Origin of the sequence: Microcoleus sp. S36b_A4 (assembly GCF_036700645.1) — a bacterium.
Taxonomy (GTDB): domain Bacteria; phylum Cyanobacteriota; class Cyanobacteriia; order Cyanobacteriales; family Microcoleaceae; genus Microcoleus.
In genome coordinates this window covers 1-18,737 of sequence record NZ_JAUBPI010000108.1, presented here as the reverse complement: position 1 = coordinate 18,737, position 18,737 = coordinate 1, and the positions used below count along the sequence as shown (strand labels likewise).

Here is an 18,737-nt window from a genome sequence, read left to right as displayed (position 1 = left end):
GCAAAGTCTTGAACCGTGCTGAGTATAGTCTGAGCCAAACTCCTCGGAGTGTAGCAACAGTCACTAATTGCTCAGGAGCGATCGCACAATAGACGACATGAAGACTACCCAAATCTTCAACGAATCGGGGGCAAACTTTTAGATAAAGAAAGTCCAGCTCGCTCTAGCCTCTCAAACCAACAGATTCGGGATACGGGCAGCAGATGAATGTCTATATAGCTGAATGTGTATCTAGCTTATGACCTAGATCGACCATCTAACTAATAAGTTTTGTGCAAAACCCGGCCTGTACTGCGAGAATTATCAGTTTTGCGCCTGCATGACAGCAAAAAAGATTATGCTAGAATCCATCAATACGCAGTCGTAGGTTGGGCACGGGCCGAGAAGAGCAATCTTCTTGCAGTCTAGGGGAGGTTGTAGGTCAGCCACCATTTGGGTCTTCCCAGTTGAAAGCCACCCTGCAACATGAGCCTGGAATCTGCAACCGCAGCCGAGTGCGGCAGATAGGTTGGGAGTGTCGCGCTAGAATAAGCAGTACGAGTTAACACTCGAACACAAACGCTCGTTGTGCGAGCGTGACCTCGAAACGGGCACATAGCAGCAGGTGATGGGAATAAATCATGTTTGAACGCTTCACAGAAAAAGCAATAAAAGTAATCATGTTGGCCCAGGAAGAAGCTCGCCGCCTGGGTCACAACTTCGTAGGGACAGAACAGATCCTCCTGGGTCTGATCGGAGAAGGAACCGGGGTTGCAGCTAAAGTCCTCAAATCAATGGGGGTCAACCTCAAAGACGCGCGCATTGAAGTGGAAAAAATCATCGGGCGCGGTTCCGGCTTCGTAGCAGTCGAAATTCCGTTCACCCCCCGCGCCAAGCGGGTTCTAGAACTATCCCTAGAAGAAGCTCGCCAACTCGGACACAACTATATAGGTACTGAACACCTGCTGCTGGGCCTGATCCGCGAAGGTGAAGGAGTAGCGGCCAGAGTCTTGGAAAACCTGGGAGTAGACTTGTCGAAAGTCCGCACCCAAGTGATTCGGATGCTGGGAGAAACCGCAGAAGTCGCAGCCACTGGCGGCGGTGCCCGCACCAAAACCCCAACCCTGGATGAATTCGGTGCCAACCTGACTCAAATGGCGGTCGATGGCAAACTAGACCCAGTAGTCGGACGCCAAAAAGAAATCGAACGGGTAATTCAAATCCTCGGTCGCCGCACCAAAAATAACCCGGTGCTCATCGGCGAACCCGGAGTCGGTAAAACTGCGATCGCCGAAGGTCTGGCCCAGCGCATCGCTAACAACGATATTCCAGATATTCTCGAAGACAAGCGCGTTGTCACCCTCGACATCGGCTTGCTGGTTGCCGGTACCAAATACCGGGGCGAATTTGAAGAACGCCTCAAAAAAATCATGGACGAAATCCGCACTGCGGGTAACGTGATTTTGGTGATTGACGAAGTACACACTTTGATAGGTGCAGGTGCGGCTGAAGGGGCGATCGATGCGGCCAACATTCTCAAGCCGGCTTTGGCAAGAGGCGAGCTCCAGTGTATCGGCGCTACCACCCTCGACGAGTACCGCAAGCACATCGAGCGCGATGCAGCCCTAGAACGGCGCTTCCAGCCCGTCATGGTCGGCGAACCGACTGTTGACGAGACGATCGAGATTCTCTTCGGTCTGCGGGAACGCTACGAACAGCACCACAAGCTGAAAATCTTGGACACGGCCCTCGAAGCCGCAGCCAAACTATCTCATCGTTACATCTCCGATCGCTTCCTACCAGACAAAGCAATTGACTTGGTAGACGAAGCTGGTTCTAGAGTTCGCTTGATCAACTCTCAACTGCCCCCCGCAGCCAAAGAACTGGACAAAGAACTCCGCCAAGTCCTCAAAGATAAAGACGAAGCGGTGCGTTCTCAAGACTTTGACAAAGCCGGCGAATTGCGCGATCGAGAAATGACGATCAAAGCCGAAATTCGCGCTATTTCCCAAGCCAAAAAAACAGACTCGGCCCGCACAGGCGAAACCGACCCATCGCCAGTAGTCACCGAAGAAGATATCGCTCAAATCGTGGCAAGCTGGACGGGCGTACCGGTAAACAAACTGACCGAATCCGAATCCGAAAAGCTGCTGCACATGGAAGATACCTTGCACCAGCGCTTGATCGGACAGGAAGAAGCAGTGAAAGCCGTTTCCCGCGCCATCCGTCGCGCTCGCGTTGGCTTGAAAAATCCCAATCGCCCGATCGCCAGTTTCATCTTCTCTGGCCCCACAGGCGTCGGCAAAACCGAACTCACCAAAGCCCTAGCCGGCTACTTCTTCGGTTCCGAAGACGCGATGATTCGGCTGGATATGTCGGAATATATGGAACGGCACACCGTCTCCAAACTCATCGGTTCTCCTCCAGGCTACGTCGGCTACAACGAAGGCGGACAACTCACAGAAGCAGTCCGCCGCCGTCCTTACACCGTCGTGCTGTTCGACGAAATCGAAAAAGCCCACCCCGATGTCTTCAATATGCTGCTGCAAATATTGGAAGACGGCCGCTTAACAGATGCCAAAGGTCGCACCGTAGACTTCAAAAATACGCTGCTGATTATGACCTCAAACATCGGTTCTAAGGTGATTGAAAAAGGCGGCGGCGGTCTCGGTTTCGAGTTCAGCGACAACCAAGCCGATGCTAATTACAACCGCATTCGTTCTTTGGTTAACGAAGAACTCAAAAACTACTTCCGCCCCGAATTCCTCAACCGACTCGACGAAATTATCGTCTTCCGCCAGTTGAACAAGGAAGAAGTCAAGGAAATTGCGGTCATCATGCTCAAAGAAGTGTTCGGTCGTTTGACAGAACAGGGCATCACCCTGGAAGTGACCGAAAAATTCAAAGAACGCTTAGTAGAAGAAGGCTACAACCCCAGCTACGGAGCTCGACCCCTGCGCCGCGCCATTATGCGCTTGCTGGAAGACAGCTTGGCTGAGGAAATCCTTTCTGGCCGCATCAAAGACGGCGACACCGCTGTTGTGGATGTGGGCGAGGACGGAATTGTTAAGGTGCTGCAAGGTCAAAAGCGGGAATTGCTGCCCCAAGGCGCTGAGTAAGTTTGAGTAGGTGCGATCGCGAGTTAAGTTGGGAAATAACCAATCTCGCGATCGCAAAAAACTCAAAAACCTCACATAAAAAAGGTAGAGAATTTAAATTCTCTGCCTTTTTTATGAGTTAATCTCAAGAGGAGAGTTATGGCATAAATCTTTGATTGATAGGGCAACCGCAGATGCTTTCCAAGATTGTTTGCGAATGCCTGCACTTCACGTCTAGTAATTAACAGCGACATACTTAAATGGTAAGCTGGACAGCATTTAAATTGTATATTTTGGGCGGGTTCGCGTGCCCAGCTCGCTCAGGGTTTGATTATTTCTTGAGATGCAATTTAAATGCTGAGCGAGCTTAATCAGATAATTAGTGGCAACTATATAGCGAGGACTTTCATGACATCTGAAAAAAAGAATTTGGGTACAGAGGTAGCAGAAAATCCGCCTGCAAGCTGGTGGCAGAAAGCGTGGAAGTCGCAGCGAGAAAATCTTCAGATAGTGATTATTGCTTTGACTTTAGCAATAGTGATTCGAGCCTTGGTCGCCGAACCGCGCTACATACCCTCAGATTCTATGGTACCCACTTTGCACGTGGGCGATCGCGTCGTAGTCGAAAAAATCTCCTACTACCTCGAACCTCCCAAAACTGGCGACATCGTAGTATTTGCCCCGCCCGAAAAGTTGCAAGAACAAGGCTTTACCCAAGACCAAGCATTCATCAAGCGGGTAATTGGCTTACCGGGTCAAACCGTCGCCGTTAAAAAAGGTTTAGTTTATCTCAACGACAAACCCCTCGTCGAAAAATATATTGCCGAACCTCCTAAATATCAGTGGGGGCCTTATCGCGTCCCAGAAAATGAATACTTTGTGATGGGAGACAACCGCAACAACAGCAACGACTCCAGCAGGTGGGGATTTTTACCTAAGCAGAATATCATCGGCCGCGCTGTAGTGCGGTTTTGGCCTCTAGAACGCATCGGGGAAGTTTAAAGTCAGTTGACAGTTGACAGTTGACAGTTGACTGTTGACTGTTGACTGTTGACTGTTGACAGTTGACTGTTGTCATCGCAAGCCCGATGCCCGATGCCCGATGCCCGATGCCCAATGCCCAATGCCCCATTCCCATGCCTTATCCTGTACGGAAATTTCTACTTATTCTTGCGCCTTAAGGGGTAGGGACTTCCTCCGGCAACTGATAAAATAGTAGAAAAAGCAGCGGGATTTCTCGCCTAGATCAAAATTAGTAGAATATTAAAAAATTAGGAAAGCTATGGGATTTTTTGATTCAGAAATTGTTCAGCAAGAAGCCAAGCTGTTGTTTGAAGACTATCAATCTCTCATCAAACTAGGCGGGAATTACGGCAAATTCGATCGCGAAGGCAAGAAAATGTTCATCGCTCAGATGGAATCAATGATGGAGCGCTACCGTATTTTTATGAAGCGCTTTGAGCTGTCGGAGGACTTCATGGCTCAGATGACTGTAGAGCAGTTAAAAACACAGCTCAATCAATTTGGCATCACGCCCCAGCAGATGTTTGAGCAAATGAACTCAACGCTGGAGCGGATGAAATCTGAGCTGGAAAAACAATCCTAGTGTCAGAAGGAAGAAGGAAGAAGGAAGAGGGAAGAAGGAAGAAAAAGAAAGTATTCCCAATGCCCAATGCCCAATGCCCAATGCCCAATTACTAATGACTGATAATTAAGGCCGCTCAAAAGATGAAGCAGGTTTGAAACTTTCTGCGGGAACGCCTTCCAAAGCTTGGCTCATAAAATCACGCCAAACAGGGGCGACAATAGTACCACCAGTAGCACCGTAGCTCATCGGTCTATAGTTGTCATTGCCCATCCAAACAGCCACCGACAACTGTGGCACGTAACCCACAAACCAGATATCCCGTTCTGAGGAAGTTGTACCAGTTTTCCCAGCAGCCGGTCGCCCAAGTTGAGCAGCCCTTGCCGTTCCGCTGTTAATTACCCCTTGCAGGGCGCTGTTGACAGATGCGGCCGCCCAGGAGTTGAGAACTAATTTGGGTTTGGGGGTATTGTCGAGCAAGACGTTGCCGCTGCTGTCAGTAACTTGTACGATAAACGTGGTGTCAGAATGCCAGCCGTTGTTCGCGAAGGTAGCAAAAGCTCCGGCCATTTCTAAAGGAGTGAGGTCAACGGCACCCAAGGGCAAAGAAATCACCGGTTCCATCGGACTTCTGATGCCGAGTACGCGGCAAATCTCAATCACTTTATTCAATCCGACTTCTTGGCCAAGCTTGACAGCGGGAATGTTGAGAGATACTTCCAAAGCTCTGCGGATGCTGACTGCACCGGAGAAGCCGCCGCCGTAGTTTTGAGGGTAGTAATAGCCGTCGCCGTCGCGGTAGCCGACAGGGGAGTCGTAGACAACTGAATCGGGGCTGTATTTGCCGCTAGCAAAGGCAGCGTAGTAGATAAAAGGTTTAAAAGAAGATCCGGGCTGGCGACGTGCTTGAATGGCGCGGTTGAACTGACTCTTTTCGTAATCGACGCCGCCCACCATTGCTTTGACAAAGTGGGTGCGTGGATCGACGGCGGCTAGGGCAATTTGACCTTCCTCGCGATCGTAAAACAGCCCTTGGTAGTAAAGCCGATTGTGCCACGCTTTGACGGTTTCTTCGGCTATGCGCTGCATTTTGAGGTCGATCGTGGTTTGAACGCGCATTCCTCCCTTAACCACGGCATCTCGCCCGAAACGCCTCGTCAGTTCCTGGACTACGGCTTGTGTTACGTAAGGAACTTGAGAGCCACCAAAAGAGGTAATTTTGCCTAGCTTAATTTTTTCCTGGCGGGCAGCAGTCTCTTGGGCGGGCGTAATCCATTTAAGATCCTTCATGCGGCCTAAAACAATTGTTTGCCGCTCTTTTGCCAACTTGTAATTGACGAAAGGACTGTATTCTTCGGGGGCAGAAATTAAGCCGGCCAGCATCGCTGCTTCTGAAAGAGTCAAATTACTTGCGGACTTGTTGAAATAGCTTCGAGAGGCTGTCTCTACGCCGTACAAGTTGTGACCTAAGTAGATTTGATTCAGGTATAGTTGCAGAATTTGGTCTTTGTTGAGAATTTGCTCCAAGCGGATAGACATTACCGCTTCAGCTACCTTGCGACTAAATTTTGACTGGGGAGAAAGAAACAGGTTCTTGACTAGCTGCATAGTCATAGTCGAGCCGCCTTCAACGGTTCTACCTTTCTCTAGGTTGACCATCAGAGCTCGGGCTATCCCGCCGGGGTTGATGCCTTTGTGGGTGAAAAAGTTGCTATCTTCGATCGCCAGAACAGCTCGTTTCAGGTTCGGGGAGATTTGGTCAAGGGGTACGACATCCCGGTTGGCTTCGTCGTGGATACTGGCTAGCGGCTTGCCGTTGATGTCGTAAATGTGGGTAGTTTCTGTGGGAGAGTAGGTTTGCAAGATCCGAACATCTGGCAAATTGCGGAAGCTGATCGCTAAGCCAACCAGTCCACCAGCGACTACGGAACTGGCAAGCATTGTCATGCTGAGTATGGTTCCGGCGGTCACTTTACTGACTGACTGAACAAACTCAAATACGGGGGCTGAGTTTTCCGTGTTATTGCGGACTGCGTTGGTTGACACGTGGATTTCACTTCCTCACTCGATTTGGTGTTTAAGACTTTTTATTTTAGATGCGAACCCTAGAGACTGTCAGTCGATTCTAGATTTTAGATTTTAGATTTTAGATTTATTCCACAGATGAATCTGGGGGTTTGAACAAGAGTCTAAAATTTGGGGATCTCCACGACTGTTGTCGGGGGCTGGTATCCGTTTTTGGGCGGGGTCAGCTAATGAAAGCCGGTCAGCTTTGGGATTATAGTAGCTTGATAGTTATGTTTTTATGCGTCAACCAGTGAGTGTAACTAATTCTGCTGCACTTTGGCAAAATAATATGATGGACGATCGCTCCCCGATGATAACTCCTAACCTTTCAGCGCTTTACCGCGGCGTCAGCGAGATTTTTCCAGATCGACCTGATTCTAGCAACCCTGACGAAAATTTAGCCCAACTGCTGGCAAAAGTCGATCGACCGTTGCGCGTCAAACTGGGAATCGACGCCACAGGGTCGGACATTCACTTGGGACACAGCATTTGCTTCCGCAAGCTGCGAGCTTTTCAGGATGCCGGTCACACAGCGGTACTGGTCATCGGAGATTTTACCGCAAGAATTGGCGATCCGACAGGAAAGTCCGAGATGCGAAGCCAGTTGACAGCCGAACAAGTGGCGGAAAATGCCAAGACTTATTTAGACCAAGTGCGTCCGATTCTAGATTTTGAGACGCCCGGACGTTTGGAAATTCGCTATAACTCCGAGTGGTTGTCAAAATTGGACATGGCGAAGATTTTGGAACTGCTAGGCACGATGACGGTGCAGCAGATGCTTGCTAAAGAGGGATTTGATAACAGGATGCAGCAGGAAAATGCGATTTTCCTCCACGAGTTTCTGTATCCAGTCATGCAGGGTTACGATTCAGTAGTCTTGGAGGCTGATGTGGAGTTGGGGGGAACCGACCAAAAGTTTAATATTGCGGTGGGGAGAGATTTGCAGCGGCATTTTGGGATGAAACCGCAGTTTGGTTTGCTGATGCCGATTTTGATCGGGACTGACGGGGTGCAGAAGATGTCGAAGTCTTTGAACAATTATGTGGGTTTGTCGGAAGATCCGCTGACGATGTATTCTAAGTTGGAGAAAATTGCTGATAGTTCGATCGCCCAATATTTTGAACTATTGACAGATTTACCACTTGATGAATTGCCAGAAAATCCGCGAGAAAAACAGAAACTTTTGGCTGTGGATGTGGTGCGCCAGTATCGCGGTTCGGAAGCGGCGGAACGCGCACAACAAGATGCAATTGCGCTGGTTAAAGGTGCTGCAGGACAAGCTGATGCTGTGGCGGAGTTTTCTTTGGCAAGTGTGCAGTTTCCGGCTAAGTTGTTTTATATTCTCAGTGCTAGCGGGCTTTGTAAAAGCAGCGGTGATGCGCGGAAGTTGATGCAGGGTGGCGGGGTGAAGTTGGAGGGCGATCGGGTTTCTGATGTTAATCTTACTTTTGAATCACCTGCTAATTTATGCGGTAAGATTTTGCAGGTGGGGAAGAATAAGTTTGTGCGATTGGTGTCTTGAATCTCTTTTTTAACCGCAGATGAATACTGAAGATGAACGCTGATGAACGCTGATAATCGAATTATTGTTGCTTTGGATGTTTCGAGTCAAGAAGAGGCGATCGCACTTCTTGACAAACTCCCGCAAGTATCTTTCTGGAAAGTGGGTTTGGAACTGTTTGTGAGTTCCGGCCCGGGGATTTTGGAAATTTTAAAACAGCGGGAAAAGCGGATTTTTCTCGATTTGAAGTTTCACGATATCCCGAATACTGTGGCTGGTGCTTGTCGGGCTGCTGCTAAGTACAATGTGGATTTATTGACTATCCATTCTACTTGTGGTAAAGATGCTTTGAAAGCTGCACAGTTGGCTTTGACTGAAGGGGCGGCGGCTGTGGATAAACCGAGTCCTAAGTTGATTGCAATTACTCTGTTGACGAGTTTGAATTCGCGACAGTTGGCTTTTGAGTTGAAAATACCTTTGGAGTTGCCGGAATATGCTTTGCACATGGCATTGTTGGCTAAGGAAACGGGTTTAGCTGGTGCGGTTTGTTCTCCGCAAGAAGTGGAACAGTTAAGGATGAGTTGCGGGGATGATTTTGTGTTAGTTTGTCCCGGTGTGCGTCCGAAATGGGCTGATGGAGGCGATCAAAAGCGATCGATGACTCCAAAAGCTGCTTTGAAAGCTGGTGCGGATTATCTGGTGATTGGGCGCCCAATTACTGCTTCGGACGATCCGGTGGCGGCTTTTGCGCGTATTTGTGAAGAGATTGAATAACAATATGAATGTTGTTTTTTACCGCCGATGAACGCCGATGAACGCCAATAGAATTGTATCTGCGTTCATCTGTGTTTATCTGCTGATATCTGCGGTTGCAACCCCGACTTTGGCAGTTAATTTTGTGACAAATCATGCTAACAGTATAAATGCCAGTCGGTATGGTTTGTTAGCGCGATCGCCCTGTCCCGCTGATTTAGAAACTTTGGTCGATCGCCTGTTGCAAGATTTGCCGAGTTATGCTAATCGCGTAATTGTGCGATCGCACTTTTCTCCTAACAAAAACACACCATCCGGTTACGCGCTGCCTCAAATAATTTTAGCCGGCCGCCCGGAGTTTGAACCGTTACCTTTAACTTTTGAAGATGCACTTCCTGAAAATGCTAGTCAAGTTTTTATTACTACTTTGGAACGGCAGTATCGCGGGGGAAAACGAGTAGAAGTTCAGCAATATCATTGGTTGTTTTTAACTAAAACGGAAAACGGTTGGGAATTGGCAAAACTTGTTTCTCGGTTTGGTAATGCGGCTGATATTCGTCCTTTATTAAGTCAAGATAGTGAAAGCGAAATTGCTGAGGCTATTCGTTTGTGGTTGCGCGATTGTCATGCAAAAAATAAGTTATCTCGCAACTAAATTGCATTTTTTGGGAGGGCGAGACGCCCACCCCACATGAAATAATTTTTATTGTGGAACAGGCATCTTGCCTGTTCCTGACAGAAAATAATTTTATTGTGGAACAGGCATCTTGCGGTTGGTTGTTGGTTGGGGTCTAATTAACAGTCTGGATTGGAGCGGCTTCATGTCTTTTGTTAGTTCTAACCCTTGGGTTGGAGTGCCGATGGTTGTAGGACTTATACCTGTGTCATTACTTGTACCTCTTTTTTTGATAACACCTTTTTTTATAATATCTAGTATAATGTCCGCTGTTAATAAATCACGAGCTGGAAATAGATAAGTTGGAAATTCCGAATATGTTTGACCTTCTAAATTAGGAAATACTCAATTCTAAATCAAATGATAACAGTCAAAAATACATTGTGACCTAAGAATTTATCTTCATGGTGCTCAGTATTTCAGCGTTTCCTTGACTCCCAGTTTGCTTGGCTCAAAGATAGAGACCATTCGACAGAATTTATGGAATACTGTGTAATACTCTTCCCCCCTATCAAGATCGTGCCAAAATCTTTGGCTGTGCATTGCTTCTCTTGCATAATAGCCAAATGTGTACAGTGCAATTTCCTTTTTCATTATACCAGACATAATCATAAAGTAAATCTCTTCCAAAAAGCAGATAAATACCTCTTTTTCCTGTTTTGTGACTGATATGCTGCTAGAGCTATCATGCAAAAGCTCACAGACTTTCTGGATTGACTCGTTCTCATCGAATCTTTTGCTCATCTCATGAAACTTCTCATATCTACTTATCCTATTGAGCTCTACGAACTCAAGAATGCCTTTCACAAAAGCTAGGATTCCTATTAGTCCACCAATAGCTTCAATAAAGTTGTTCATGATTATATATCAAGTGGGAAGAGATGATAATTATTCCCTATTATACTGCAATACTCCGGACAGTTTTTGGAACGATACTACAAGCTTACGCGGGGCAAGGATCATAAAAAAGTCGAATTAAATGTAAGTCAGGCGTGGAGCTGACATTAATTTAATTATCCATAGTGGCTCAAAGTCAAGCGAGCATAAGCCATTGGGCTATATAAAAACTGTCCCGACTATTGATACTGATGATCGGCAAAAAAGTCATGGTGGGGTTAACCAGTATTTATACTCATCGCAAAAATGACACGCTCCCCATCTTGCGGGCGGGCGAGACGCCCAACCCCTACTCCCCACATGACATAATTTTTATTGTGGAACAGGTATCTTGCCTGTTCCTGACAGAAAATAATTTTATTGTGGAACAGGCATCTTGCCTGTTCCTGACAGAGGTATCAGAAAAGCCAGGAATTTTCGGTTGAGGGATTTACCGTGGGGGGCGGGTTTACGAGAGAGATTATCTGTTTTAGGCAATTATTGTTCGTGAAACCCGCCCATACAAAGCACAAACAAAAAATATTATAATTGCTCTTTGAATTCGTCTAGTTTAGCCTTGATTAGTTGCATATCTTGCCACATAAACCATTTCGGAGTTTCCGGTTCACGGGAGGGATTTCGCAACAAGTACGACGGGTGAAAAATTGGCATACACAAACGATTTTCCCATTCAATCCACTGACCTCTGATTTTACTAATGGGTCGCTTGTCGCTTAGCAAACCTTTGAGGGCTGTTGCACCGGTTAATAAAATAATTTTGGGGTCTAAGATGCGGATTTGTTCGAGCAAGTAAGGTTTGCAAGCTTCGATTTCTTTTGCTGTCGGAGGGCGGTTGTTGGGAGGGCGACATTTGATGACGTTGGCAATGAATACGTCGGTTTCTGCACTCAATCCCACGGATTCTAAAATCTTATCTAACAGTTTGCCCGATCGCCCGACGAAGGGCAATCCGGTTTCATCTTCGTTTTGTCCGGGCGCTTCTCCCACAATCAAAATTGAGGCTTGAGGATTGCCGCGCCCGATGACGGCGTGAGTGCGGCTGTTGCCCAATTCGCAGCGGTGACAGCGGTTGCAGTGCTCGCCGATTTGTTCCATATTTTGATAAGTGCCGGGAGGAATGGGAATTTTGGCATTTGCTGGTATTGAGTCTGTTTGGAAAGTGGCACTTTGATTGTTGTCAAAAAGGCTGAGTTGCAAGTCGCTGGACATACATTTTACAATTAGGGAGATTTTTTCGAGTCTAGAGTTTATAGTTTAGATCGGGTTTGGTGATTTGAGATTGGCTACAAGCTTGTGTGCGATGCTGTCGATTCGCTACGGGATAGCTACGCTCACGTATAATCTCCAATTAACACTGGCACAATCTCCAATTGTTTGGTTGAGCTCGTACAGGCAAAAATATGTTCTCTAACCCGTTTTTTGACGATCGCGCCGATGCAGGCGAAAAACTGGCCGAGGCAGTTGTGGACGAGTTCGGCAAGTTGAGTTTAATGACACAGCAGGCGGTGAAACCGATTGTTTACGCCTTGCCACGCGGGGGTTTGCCCGTTGCTGTGCCGATTGCGCGCCGCTTGGGCTGTCCTTTGGATGTGGTTGTTGCGAAGAAAATTACTCGCCCAGATAATTTAGAATTGGCGATCGGCGCTGCAACTGCTGATGGTCACGTCCTCTGGGAAAAGCAAAAGCAGCACAATTTACGCTTGCAAAAATCAGCATTGCCCCTGGCTCAAAATAATGCTCAATCTCTGCTGGCAGATTTGTCTCCTGGACGCCCAAATATCAGCGCGGCTGGGGCTTTGGCGATTTTGGTAGATGACGGCATTGCGACGGGGATGACGATGGCTGTGGCGGCTAAGGCTTTGGAGTCGCAGCAACCGATGGCTTTGTGGATTTGCGCGCCTGTCGCCCCGGCAGATTTGATGGGATTTTTGGCCCAGATGGCCGATAAGTTGATCGTTCTGGAGACTCCTCACCCTTTTTACAGTGTCAGTCGCTTTTATGGGCAATTTCCGCAGGTTGAGACGGCGGAGGCTTTAAGGTGTTTGCAGCAACAAACTGAATGGCGATCGTAGGTTAAGCTAGAAGGCTAAATCCAAAAGCTCGATCGCTAAAACATGAGACCTTGGCAATATTGGTTGGACACTTTGATTCTGTCTACTCAGCACAATCCGCCTCGCTTTGTTGAGTTGGTAATGTTGACTTTGGCGATGATGTTGCTGGGGCTGTGGAGTGTAACATTGCAGTGGCAGTATTTAACGCTGTCTTTGAGTTATATAATTGGTTCGTCTTTTTCAATTTTGGTGCGGGAATCCATCGGCCCGCGGCCTCAATTTCAACTAACTCACCTGACAGCCTTGCTGTTATTAATTATCAGTTTTTATAGTTTTGCTGAACTGATTAGATAGTTAAAGCCGTTTTGATTGGTAGAGGCGGGTTTGACAATGTGATTGCGAAGGTGGTGAAGCAATTGCATAACTTATATAGCAATCCTCAGCGGGTTGTGAATTAGATGTTTTTTTGAACTAACCGCGAAGACGCAAAGGACGCGAAGGAAGAGAAGCCAAGAGCGAGAGTTCACCAATAATTAGCCATCATCCTACATTCTCCTGAGATTGATGTAAAATTATGCGGTTCCCGGCAGGATCGAAGGCATAGATTTCTAGACCGTGAGAAGCTTTGATAATTTCTCCGCTGGGCGGATAACCTAAAGCCCAAATTCGGGCGATCGCAGTTTCGAGATTGCTGACTTCCAAACACAGACTCATGCCTGTTTTTGCTCGATTTGCAAATTCCGATTTGTGGGAATCTTTGGGTTTGAATATGCCTAGTCTTAAGCCTGGGAGTTGAAATTCAGCATAAGTATTGGGAATGTAAGGGTTTGGTTCTATGTCGAGAAATTTTGTGTAAAATTTAACGAGAACTTCTTTATCAAGGTCGGCTAAAGTAACTAGGGCGGCGCTGTATTGGAAACTCATATAAATTGGTAATGGGGAATTGGTAATATTATAACTTTCTATCTCTTTAAAATCCTCCAATTCGTCCGACTATTTGGATTTTACCTTTTGGAGTTCCTTTGAGAATTACAGCTTGGCCGCTTTGCGGTACAATATCAGTGATAGCGGTAATATTTACTTGATGAGTTACCATAATAATCGCGCCTTTAGTGTTGCGGTTGTCAACAATTAATTTGCGGATTGTCGCTGTTTGTCTGGCTTCTGTGCTGCTGTCCCTAAAAAACGAGTTCAGCGCTGGGAACGGTTCGACTTTGCCTAAATTTATCAATTTTCCTGTTTCCAAACACCTACACCACTGACTCGATAAAACTCTGGCAACTTTAATGTTGCGGTTGCGAAATTCTGCTCCAATTTGCTTGGCTTGGGTTTGTCCCTGTGCTGATAAATTGCGCTGGGTGGAACAGTCGCCCAACTTAAAGTTAGCAGGATCTCCGGTGCCTGGGGCGATCGCGTGTCGCATTGCTACCACCAACCCCCTCTCACCCCGCTGCAAAAATTGCCACCCTGCTTGAGTTTGCGGGTTGGTTGCTGCGTCAGAACTTGTAGTTGCAATCATTAAGCCGATCGACAATACTAAAGCTAGCGATCCGAAAAACCATTTCCAGTTAAGGTAAATCCGCGCAGCCATTGGTGCAGAAGTTAAGAATTAACTTATCATATTATAATACAACAAATATTGCTCTATGGAACTCACCAATTTTATTGCTCTGTCTGTCATTATTGCCCTCGTGCTGGGGATTGGGTTTGGAACAATGACTTGGGCTTACTTCGGCAAGGGCAGCATTTCTGTACTCTTTAAAGAACCAATTTTAACTTACCCAGAATTTCCCGATACCGACAGCGGTAGTAAAGCTTCCGTTTATTTTCAACAAGGAATTCAGGCTTATCAGTCAGGAAAGTACCGCAAAGCAAAAGATAAATTTACCAGCGCTGTAGAACAAGTTTCAACCTTGGCAGAAGCTTACCACAATCGCGGCTTAGCTTTTGCAAATTTGCGCTCGGATGACGAGGCTGTTGCAGATTTTATCCGTGCCAGCGAATTATATCAACAGCAAGAGGCTGGATTTGCGATCGACACGATTAAACAAAATCTAGCAGCATTGAAGAATCGCAAATTAGAACGAGAAAAACAAAAAACAGTAGCGACATAAATTATTAGGTCTTGCCCGTATAAATAAACCCAAACCTACTGTTGTGGTCTTAAAAACCCGGTTTCTTTAATGCTTTTAGGCACAGAAACCGGGTGGGCTTACAGAATTTATATTAAAGTTGAACATCAAGATTTAACGTTATCCCGAACAGCTAAACTTTTCTGGAATCTTCTATTTGGTCGATTTTAGCAATCATCATTTCTCGGCTAGGTGCCACAACTCGATAATTAGTAATGGGATCGTAAGCTTCCCACTCTTGAGTTACTTCGCTGTCTTGCCACAAAAACCATTCGCGGTAAATTTCGCCGTCATCAATGTCGCCGCACAAGGGAAGCCAATCATCTCCTCCCAAATTATCAAAGTCTCCTCCTACTAAGTCAATCCAAGCTGTAAGGATACAAGAGTCAATAGCATTATTATTAACAGTGACTGCGTTAGAGTGAAGAGAAGTTTCGGGAAAACAAAGTGTGGATTTCATAAGCTGTACCTGAATGTTATGTTATTAATTTATAAAAAAATCCTCTACGGCAGTGACAGCAGAATGCCACTATCCTAACCTCCACAGTTACCACCTCGAAAAACCTTGACACCCAAAGCCCTCAAATACCTCTGCTGTATGACTTGAGACCGCTTTGAGTCAAGTCGTTACAGAGGCTAAATTGAGCCACTTTGCCAACTGGCATAGAAGAAAGCCCGATCGACCCAATATTGCTGGCGAAGGCTCTCGCGCATTGAGGAGCAAAGACAGCGCGACTGCCAATTGTATACTAGGTAAGTTGGCGAGTTTCCGTACAGTTTTTGTGATAAAATTAGCAGCACGCGAACTTTCATATCGACAGCCTCGTTTGGTCAAAAGCTTTGCAACGAGCTTTCCAACGGTGGTGCGATCGCCAGTTTTGATTTATTGTTAATTTTGCGAAGTCCCGATCGACTGTTAGGGAAAAAAATTATGCAAGCAACCAACCAAGAAGGAATTATCAATCTGACAATCCACTATACCAACGGCAAACAGCAACACTTCCAGTTCATTGCGCCAGAGGGAACAGTAGGAGAGCAAGCAACTTTAGGCACTCGCCTGCACAAAATGTTGACGGCAGACCCGATAATTCTCGAATTGGCAGATAAACTGGTAGTTATCCCAGTTCACAACATACAAAGTATTGAAATATCGCCGGTTCCTCCCAAATTGCCAGAGGGTGTCCTTTACCCAATGCGAGAAATCAAGAAATAGCTAAGCTGTTCTCCATCCAAATTCAACGGAAAAGGCGGGCTGAATACCCATGTCATCCAGAGTTTGAATAAGCATAAGTGTACAAATTAAAGGCGCAACTATTTATTACAAATAACGATAAAAATAAAAAAAATGTTGCTGGCCGTGAAACCAGTTCTGAAAAAAAATGCAACAGTAGACAAACTCTCAACCCTTATATCATCACTCATTCCCAATCTAAAATCTAAAATCTAAAATCTAAAATAGTATGACGATATATGTCACATGAGTGAGGGGAATAATTGCAGGTTTCACAGACTTTAACTTACCGAAAAAAATGCTAGAACTCCACTGCCACACTACTTATTCCGACGGCACTCTCACCCCTGCCGAACTCGTAGCCGCCGCCGCGTCTTCGGGGGTTCGGGCCTTGGCCGTCACGGATCACGATACGATGTCGGGTTGGGATGAAGCCTTCGCCGCTGCTGCTTTGCACGGTATAGAAATCGTGCCTGGACTCGAACTCAGCACCGTTCACAACGGCCGATCGCTGCACATTTTAGGTTTTTATCCCGATGCAAATAAGTTGCGAGTTCCTTTGAACGATCGCCTGGAAGGAAGGTTTCGCCGATCGCAGGAAATGGTCGAAAAATTAGCAGCAATGGGATACGCGATCAAACTGCCAAAAACATCCCCAGGAATGGCACCGGGACGGCCTCACATTGCCTCTGCACTTGTAAAAGCGGGTCACGCGAAATCATCGCGGGAAGCATTCGATCGCTGGCTGGGAGATGACGGCCCGGCTTATGTTCATTACGAGAAATTCTCGATCGTCGAAGGTATTGATTTACTGAAAAGTTGCGGCGCAGTACCGGTGTGGGCTCACCCTTATTTATTTCGCGGCGGCGGTGTTGAGGAAGTTTTACAAGAATTAGTAGATGCGGGTTTAATGGGAGTTGAAGTATACCATCCCACCCACAGTTATAGCCAAATTCAAAAGTTGAAAGATTTGTGTCTTCATTACGGTTTGCTGGCAACTGGTGGCAGCGATTATCACGGCCCCGATCCTGAAAGGAAAGCAGCAGATAGCACCCAATTGAATATGCTGCATTTGCCGTTAGAATTGCTCGAACCGATTAAAGTTGCTGCGGCGAGTTTGAAATAGTTTTTTAGGACGAATTTTGCACCATTCTCAATTAGGCTTTTATGAAGAGGCTTTCCGGTCTGTTCCACAAGAAAATTTATCTTTTGTGGAACGGGCATCTTGCCCGTTCTGGAGAATGGTGCAACATCTCAGTTATGACGAATTTTGCCGACGTATTCAGTGGTAAAAAAAAGGAATCTTTCGCTTTTTGAGGGAGGAATTTGCACTAAGTAAGTCATCAGAAGAAGACCGAGGTCAAGCAGAATATAAATTAATATGAAGTTAAAGGCAATTGCAGGCGAGTTGATTTTACAATGTTACTATAGCAACTTGCCAAACGGAGCTTATTATGAGTGCAGAAGACAGAGCTAAGGCGATCGGCAAAAATTTAGAAGGCAAAGCTCAGGAAATTTTCGGTAGTATCACGGGCAACAGAAAAGACCAGGTTGAAGGTAAAGCCAAACAAGCCGAAGCTGCCGCCCGCCACGCAGCAGAAGATGCAAAAAATGCGGTGAAAAATCTGGCCGATCAAGCCAAAAGGTCGATCGACAAATTGTAGAAACTGCGTTATACCAAATCCTGGCTAATAGAATTCGCTTCATATCAAATCCTTTGGTATCAATAGGGTTTGATATGATTTATTTTTGGAATGTGCATAAACTGGGTGACTCCTGCGATATCCCTTCAAAAGCGCAGTGGAGAAGTCCCTATGATTGTTAATTTTACACCGGATTAATTTCGTAGTAAGGACTTCAGTCCTTATCGCATTGCCTTTACGAAAAATTTTTGCTCAATTCTGCATAAAGCCGCCAAAACCTGCGATATCAGAGTATCAACACGCAAAAACTGGACTATGACGAGACATGATACCCCCGTCGAACCCTTAGCAGGTTTAGTTCCTGTAGCGGCAAGTTTCAGCTTGTTGCTTCCACCCACGGGTTGGGAACTCAAACCGATTTCGTTGACTTTGTTACTGTTGGCACGTTACAGCGCTATTTTCCCTGGGAAAATCGAATTATCTCGATGTCATCCGAACGTGCCAGTGAACACCGACGAACAGTTACGCCAACTTCTACAACTCTTGAAAGACTCGCCAGAGGGGAGTCAGGAAAAAGAAAGACTCAAAAATCAATTGTGCCAACTCATTCCCGATTTGCCCGGAATTCGCAAGCATCCTTATCCTAATATTGATTTAGAGGAAATGATGCAGGAAGCTTATTGCGGTTTTATCAAAACGCTTTCGGTATTTTTGCGGGCAATTGACCTCGACAATCTCGCTGTTGATGTGTTGCGAACCCGAGTAGTTCAGCGGTTCAATAAAACTCTCAAGAACAAGGTCTATGACCAATATCGCCGGATGCAGCAACAGATTTTTACTGTTAGTTTTGATACTCCGATTACGAGCAACCCAGGGGAAGAATTTGAGGCTCAACAACCGATAGACGATACCACAAAAAATGGGATTGAGCAACTCATCGAGAGAGAACAAGCTCACAATAAGCAGCGCATCGGTCGCAAACTATGGCAGTGTATTGAAGACGATCCGACGGGAGAACTGCGAAACAGTTATCCCAATGAAAAAATAGATAAGACTCAGCCAAACACTCCCGAAAATCGTCGCCCTCGACCGGATGCCAATTGTCACATACTGGCAGTGCGATT

The 18,737-nt window shown here is 46.3% G+C and carries 21 protein-coding genes; 14 read left to right on the top strand and 7 right to left on the bottom strand.

Translation table 11 applies throughout. From position 1 onward, the window contains the following. Positions 1-620 precede the first annotated feature (620 nt). From QUA03_RS24885 to QUA03_RS24875, 3 genes are all read left to right on the top strand, one after another. Positions 621-3,098, top strand: a complete 2,478-nt coding sequence (locus QUA03_RS24885) for an ATP-dependent Clp protease ATP-binding subunit (protein ID WP_190733781.1) — start codon at positions 621-623, stop codon at positions 3,096-3,098. A gap of 387 nt (positions 3,099-3,485) precedes the next feature. After that, positions 3,486-4,079 carry a signal peptidase I gene (gene lepB / locus QUA03_RS24880; RefSeq protein ID WP_333215859.1) on the top strand — a complete coding sequence of 198 codons (594 nt, stop codon included), beginning with the start codon at positions 3,486-3,488 and terminating at the stop codon, positions 4,077-4,079. Between the two features lie 280 nt (positions 4,080-4,359). Then, the gene (locus tag QUA03_RS24875; RefSeq protein WP_006632589.1) at positions 4,360-4,683 is read left to right on the top strand and encodes a DUF1825 family protein; all 324 of its coding nucleotides are present in this window, start codon (positions 4,360-4,362) and stop codon (positions 4,681-4,683) included. A gap of 105 nt (positions 4,684-4,788) precedes the next feature. On the opposite strand, the gene QUA03_RS24870 is transcribed toward QUA03_RS24875, so the two are convergent. After that, positions 4,789-6,708: a transglycosylase domain-containing protein gene (locus tag QUA03_RS24870; protein WP_333215857.1), complete on the bottom strand. Its 1,920-nt coding sequence runs from the start codon at positions 6,706-6,708 to the stop codon at positions 4,789-4,791. Between the two features lie 310 nt (positions 6,709-7,018). Here QUA03_RS24870 and tyrS point away from each other — a divergent pair, with 310 nt between their 5' ends. Genes tyrS through QUA03_RS24855 form a run of 3 tightly spaced genes read left to right on the top strand, consistent with a single transcriptional unit; the run spans position 7,019 to position 9,638 of the window. Then, a complete protein-coding gene (gene tyrS, locus QUA03_RS24865; RefSeq protein WP_333215861.1) occupies positions 7,019-8,251 on the top strand; it encodes a tyrosine--tRNA ligase in 1,233 nt (410 codons plus the stop codon). Between the two features lie 42 nt (positions 8,252-8,293). Then, positions 8,294-9,004: an orotidine-5'-phosphate decarboxylase gene (gene pyrF / locus QUA03_RS24860; protein WP_333215856.1), complete on the top strand. Its 711-nt coding sequence runs from the start codon at positions 8,294-8,296 to the stop codon at positions 9,002-9,004. A 37-nt stretch (positions 9,005-9,041) separates the two neighbouring features. Beyond that, entirely contained in the window at positions 9,042-9,638 is a 597-nt protein-coding gene (locus QUA03_RS24855) for a hypothetical protein (RefSeq protein WP_333215855.1), read from the top strand. Positions 9,639-10,070: 432 nt separating this feature from the next. Here QUA03_RS24855 and QUA03_RS24850 read toward each other — a convergent pair whose 3' ends face one another. Next, positions 10,071-10,517: a hypothetical protein gene (locus QUA03_RS24850; RefSeq protein ID WP_333082147.1), complete on the bottom strand. Its 447-nt coding sequence runs from the start codon at positions 10,515-10,517 to the stop codon at positions 10,071-10,073. A gap of 230 nt (positions 10,518-10,747) precedes the next feature. Between QUA03_RS24850 and QUA03_RS24845 the strand changes: the two genes are divergently transcribed. Then, on the top strand, positions 10,748-10,981 hold the full coding sequence (locus QUA03_RS24845; RefSeq protein WP_333215853.1) for a hypothetical protein: 234 nt from the start codon (positions 10,748-10,750) through the stop codon (positions 10,979-10,981). A 97-nt stretch (positions 10,982-11,078) separates the two neighbouring features. Here the strand turns inward: QUA03_RS24845 and QUA03_RS24840 are convergent, their stop codons facing one another. Next, positions 11,079-11,765: a uracil-DNA glycosylase gene (locus QUA03_RS24840; RefSeq protein WP_333215851.1), complete on the bottom strand. Its 687-nt coding sequence runs from the start codon at positions 11,763-11,765 to the stop codon at positions 11,079-11,081. A gap of 191 nt (positions 11,766-11,956) precedes the next feature. Between QUA03_RS24840 and QUA03_RS24835 the strand changes: the two genes are divergently transcribed. Both QUA03_RS24835 and QUA03_RS24830 read left to right on the top strand, forming a co-directional pair. After that, the gene (locus QUA03_RS24835) at positions 11,957-12,628 is read left to right on the top strand and encodes a phosphoribosyltransferase family protein (protein ID WP_333215849.1); all 672 of its coding nucleotides are present in this window, start codon (positions 11,957-11,959) and stop codon (positions 12,626-12,628) included. A gap of 42 nt (positions 12,629-12,670) precedes the next feature. Continuing rightward, positions 12,671-12,961, top strand: coding sequence for a hypothetical protein (locus QUA03_RS24830; protein ID WP_333164903.1), 291 nt, complete (start codon positions 12,671-12,673; stop codon positions 12,959-12,961). Between the two features lie 186 nt (positions 12,962-13,147). Here QUA03_RS24830 and QUA03_RS24825 read toward each other — a convergent pair whose 3' ends face one another. Further along, positions 13,148-13,531 (bottom strand): VOC family protein, encoded by a 384-nt coding sequence (locus QUA03_RS24825; RefSeq protein ID WP_333215847.1) that lies wholly within the window; start codon positions 13,529-13,531, stop codon positions 13,148-13,150. A gap of 46 nt (positions 13,532-13,577) precedes the next feature. Beyond that, positions 13,578-14,198 carry a histidine phosphatase family protein gene (locus QUA03_RS24820; RefSeq protein WP_333215845.1) on the bottom strand — a complete coding sequence of 207 codons (621 nt, stop codon included), beginning with the start codon at positions 14,196-14,198 and terminating at the stop codon, positions 13,578-13,580. Between the two features lie 55 nt (positions 14,199-14,253). On the opposite strand from QUA03_RS24820, the gene QUA03_RS24815 reads away from it, so the two are divergent. Continuing rightward, positions 14,254-14,721, top strand: coding sequence for a hypothetical protein (locus QUA03_RS24815; protein WP_333215843.1), 468 nt, complete (start codon positions 14,254-14,256; stop codon positions 14,719-14,721). Between the two features lie 151 nt (positions 14,722-14,872). On the opposite strand, the gene QUA03_RS24810 is transcribed toward QUA03_RS24815, so the two are convergent. Together QUA03_RS24810 and QUA03_RS24805 are read right to left on the bottom strand one after the other, a co-directional pair. After that, on the bottom strand, positions 14,873-15,199 hold the full coding sequence (locus tag QUA03_RS24810; RefSeq protein ID WP_333215841.1) for a hypothetical protein: 327 nt from the start codon (positions 15,197-15,199) through the stop codon (positions 14,873-14,875). A 176-nt stretch (positions 15,200-15,375) separates the two neighbouring features. Beyond that, the gene (locus tag QUA03_RS24805) at positions 15,376-15,552 is read right to left on the bottom strand and encodes a hypothetical protein (protein WP_333215839.1); all 177 of its coding nucleotides are present in this window, start codon (positions 15,550-15,552) and stop codon (positions 15,376-15,378) included. Positions 15,553-15,670: 118 nt separating this feature from the next. On the opposite strand from QUA03_RS24805, the gene QUA03_RS24800 reads away from it, so the two are divergent. The 4 genes from QUA03_RS24800 to QUA03_RS24785 form a co-directional block, all read left to right on the top strand. Then, complete coding sequence (locus tag QUA03_RS24800; RefSeq protein ID WP_333082156.1) at positions 15,671-15,952, top strand: hypothetical protein; 282 nt, start codon at positions 15,671-15,673, stop codon at positions 15,950-15,952. 316 nt (positions 15,953-16,268) lie between these two features. Continuing rightward, a complete protein-coding gene (locus QUA03_RS24795; RefSeq protein ID WP_333215837.1) occupies positions 16,269-17,096 on the top strand; it encodes a PHP domain-containing protein in 828 nt (275 codons plus the stop codon). A gap of 328 nt (positions 17,097-17,424) precedes the next feature. Next, positions 17,425-17,634, top strand: a complete 210-nt coding sequence (locus tag QUA03_RS24790; protein WP_333215835.1) for a CsbD family protein — start codon at positions 17,425-17,427, stop codon at positions 17,632-17,634. 294 nt (positions 17,635-17,928) lie between these two features. Then, positions 17,929-18,737, top strand: an 809-nt coding sequence (locus QUA03_RS24785; protein ID WP_333215833.1) for a hypothetical protein, incomplete at its 3' end; no start/stop codon positions are given.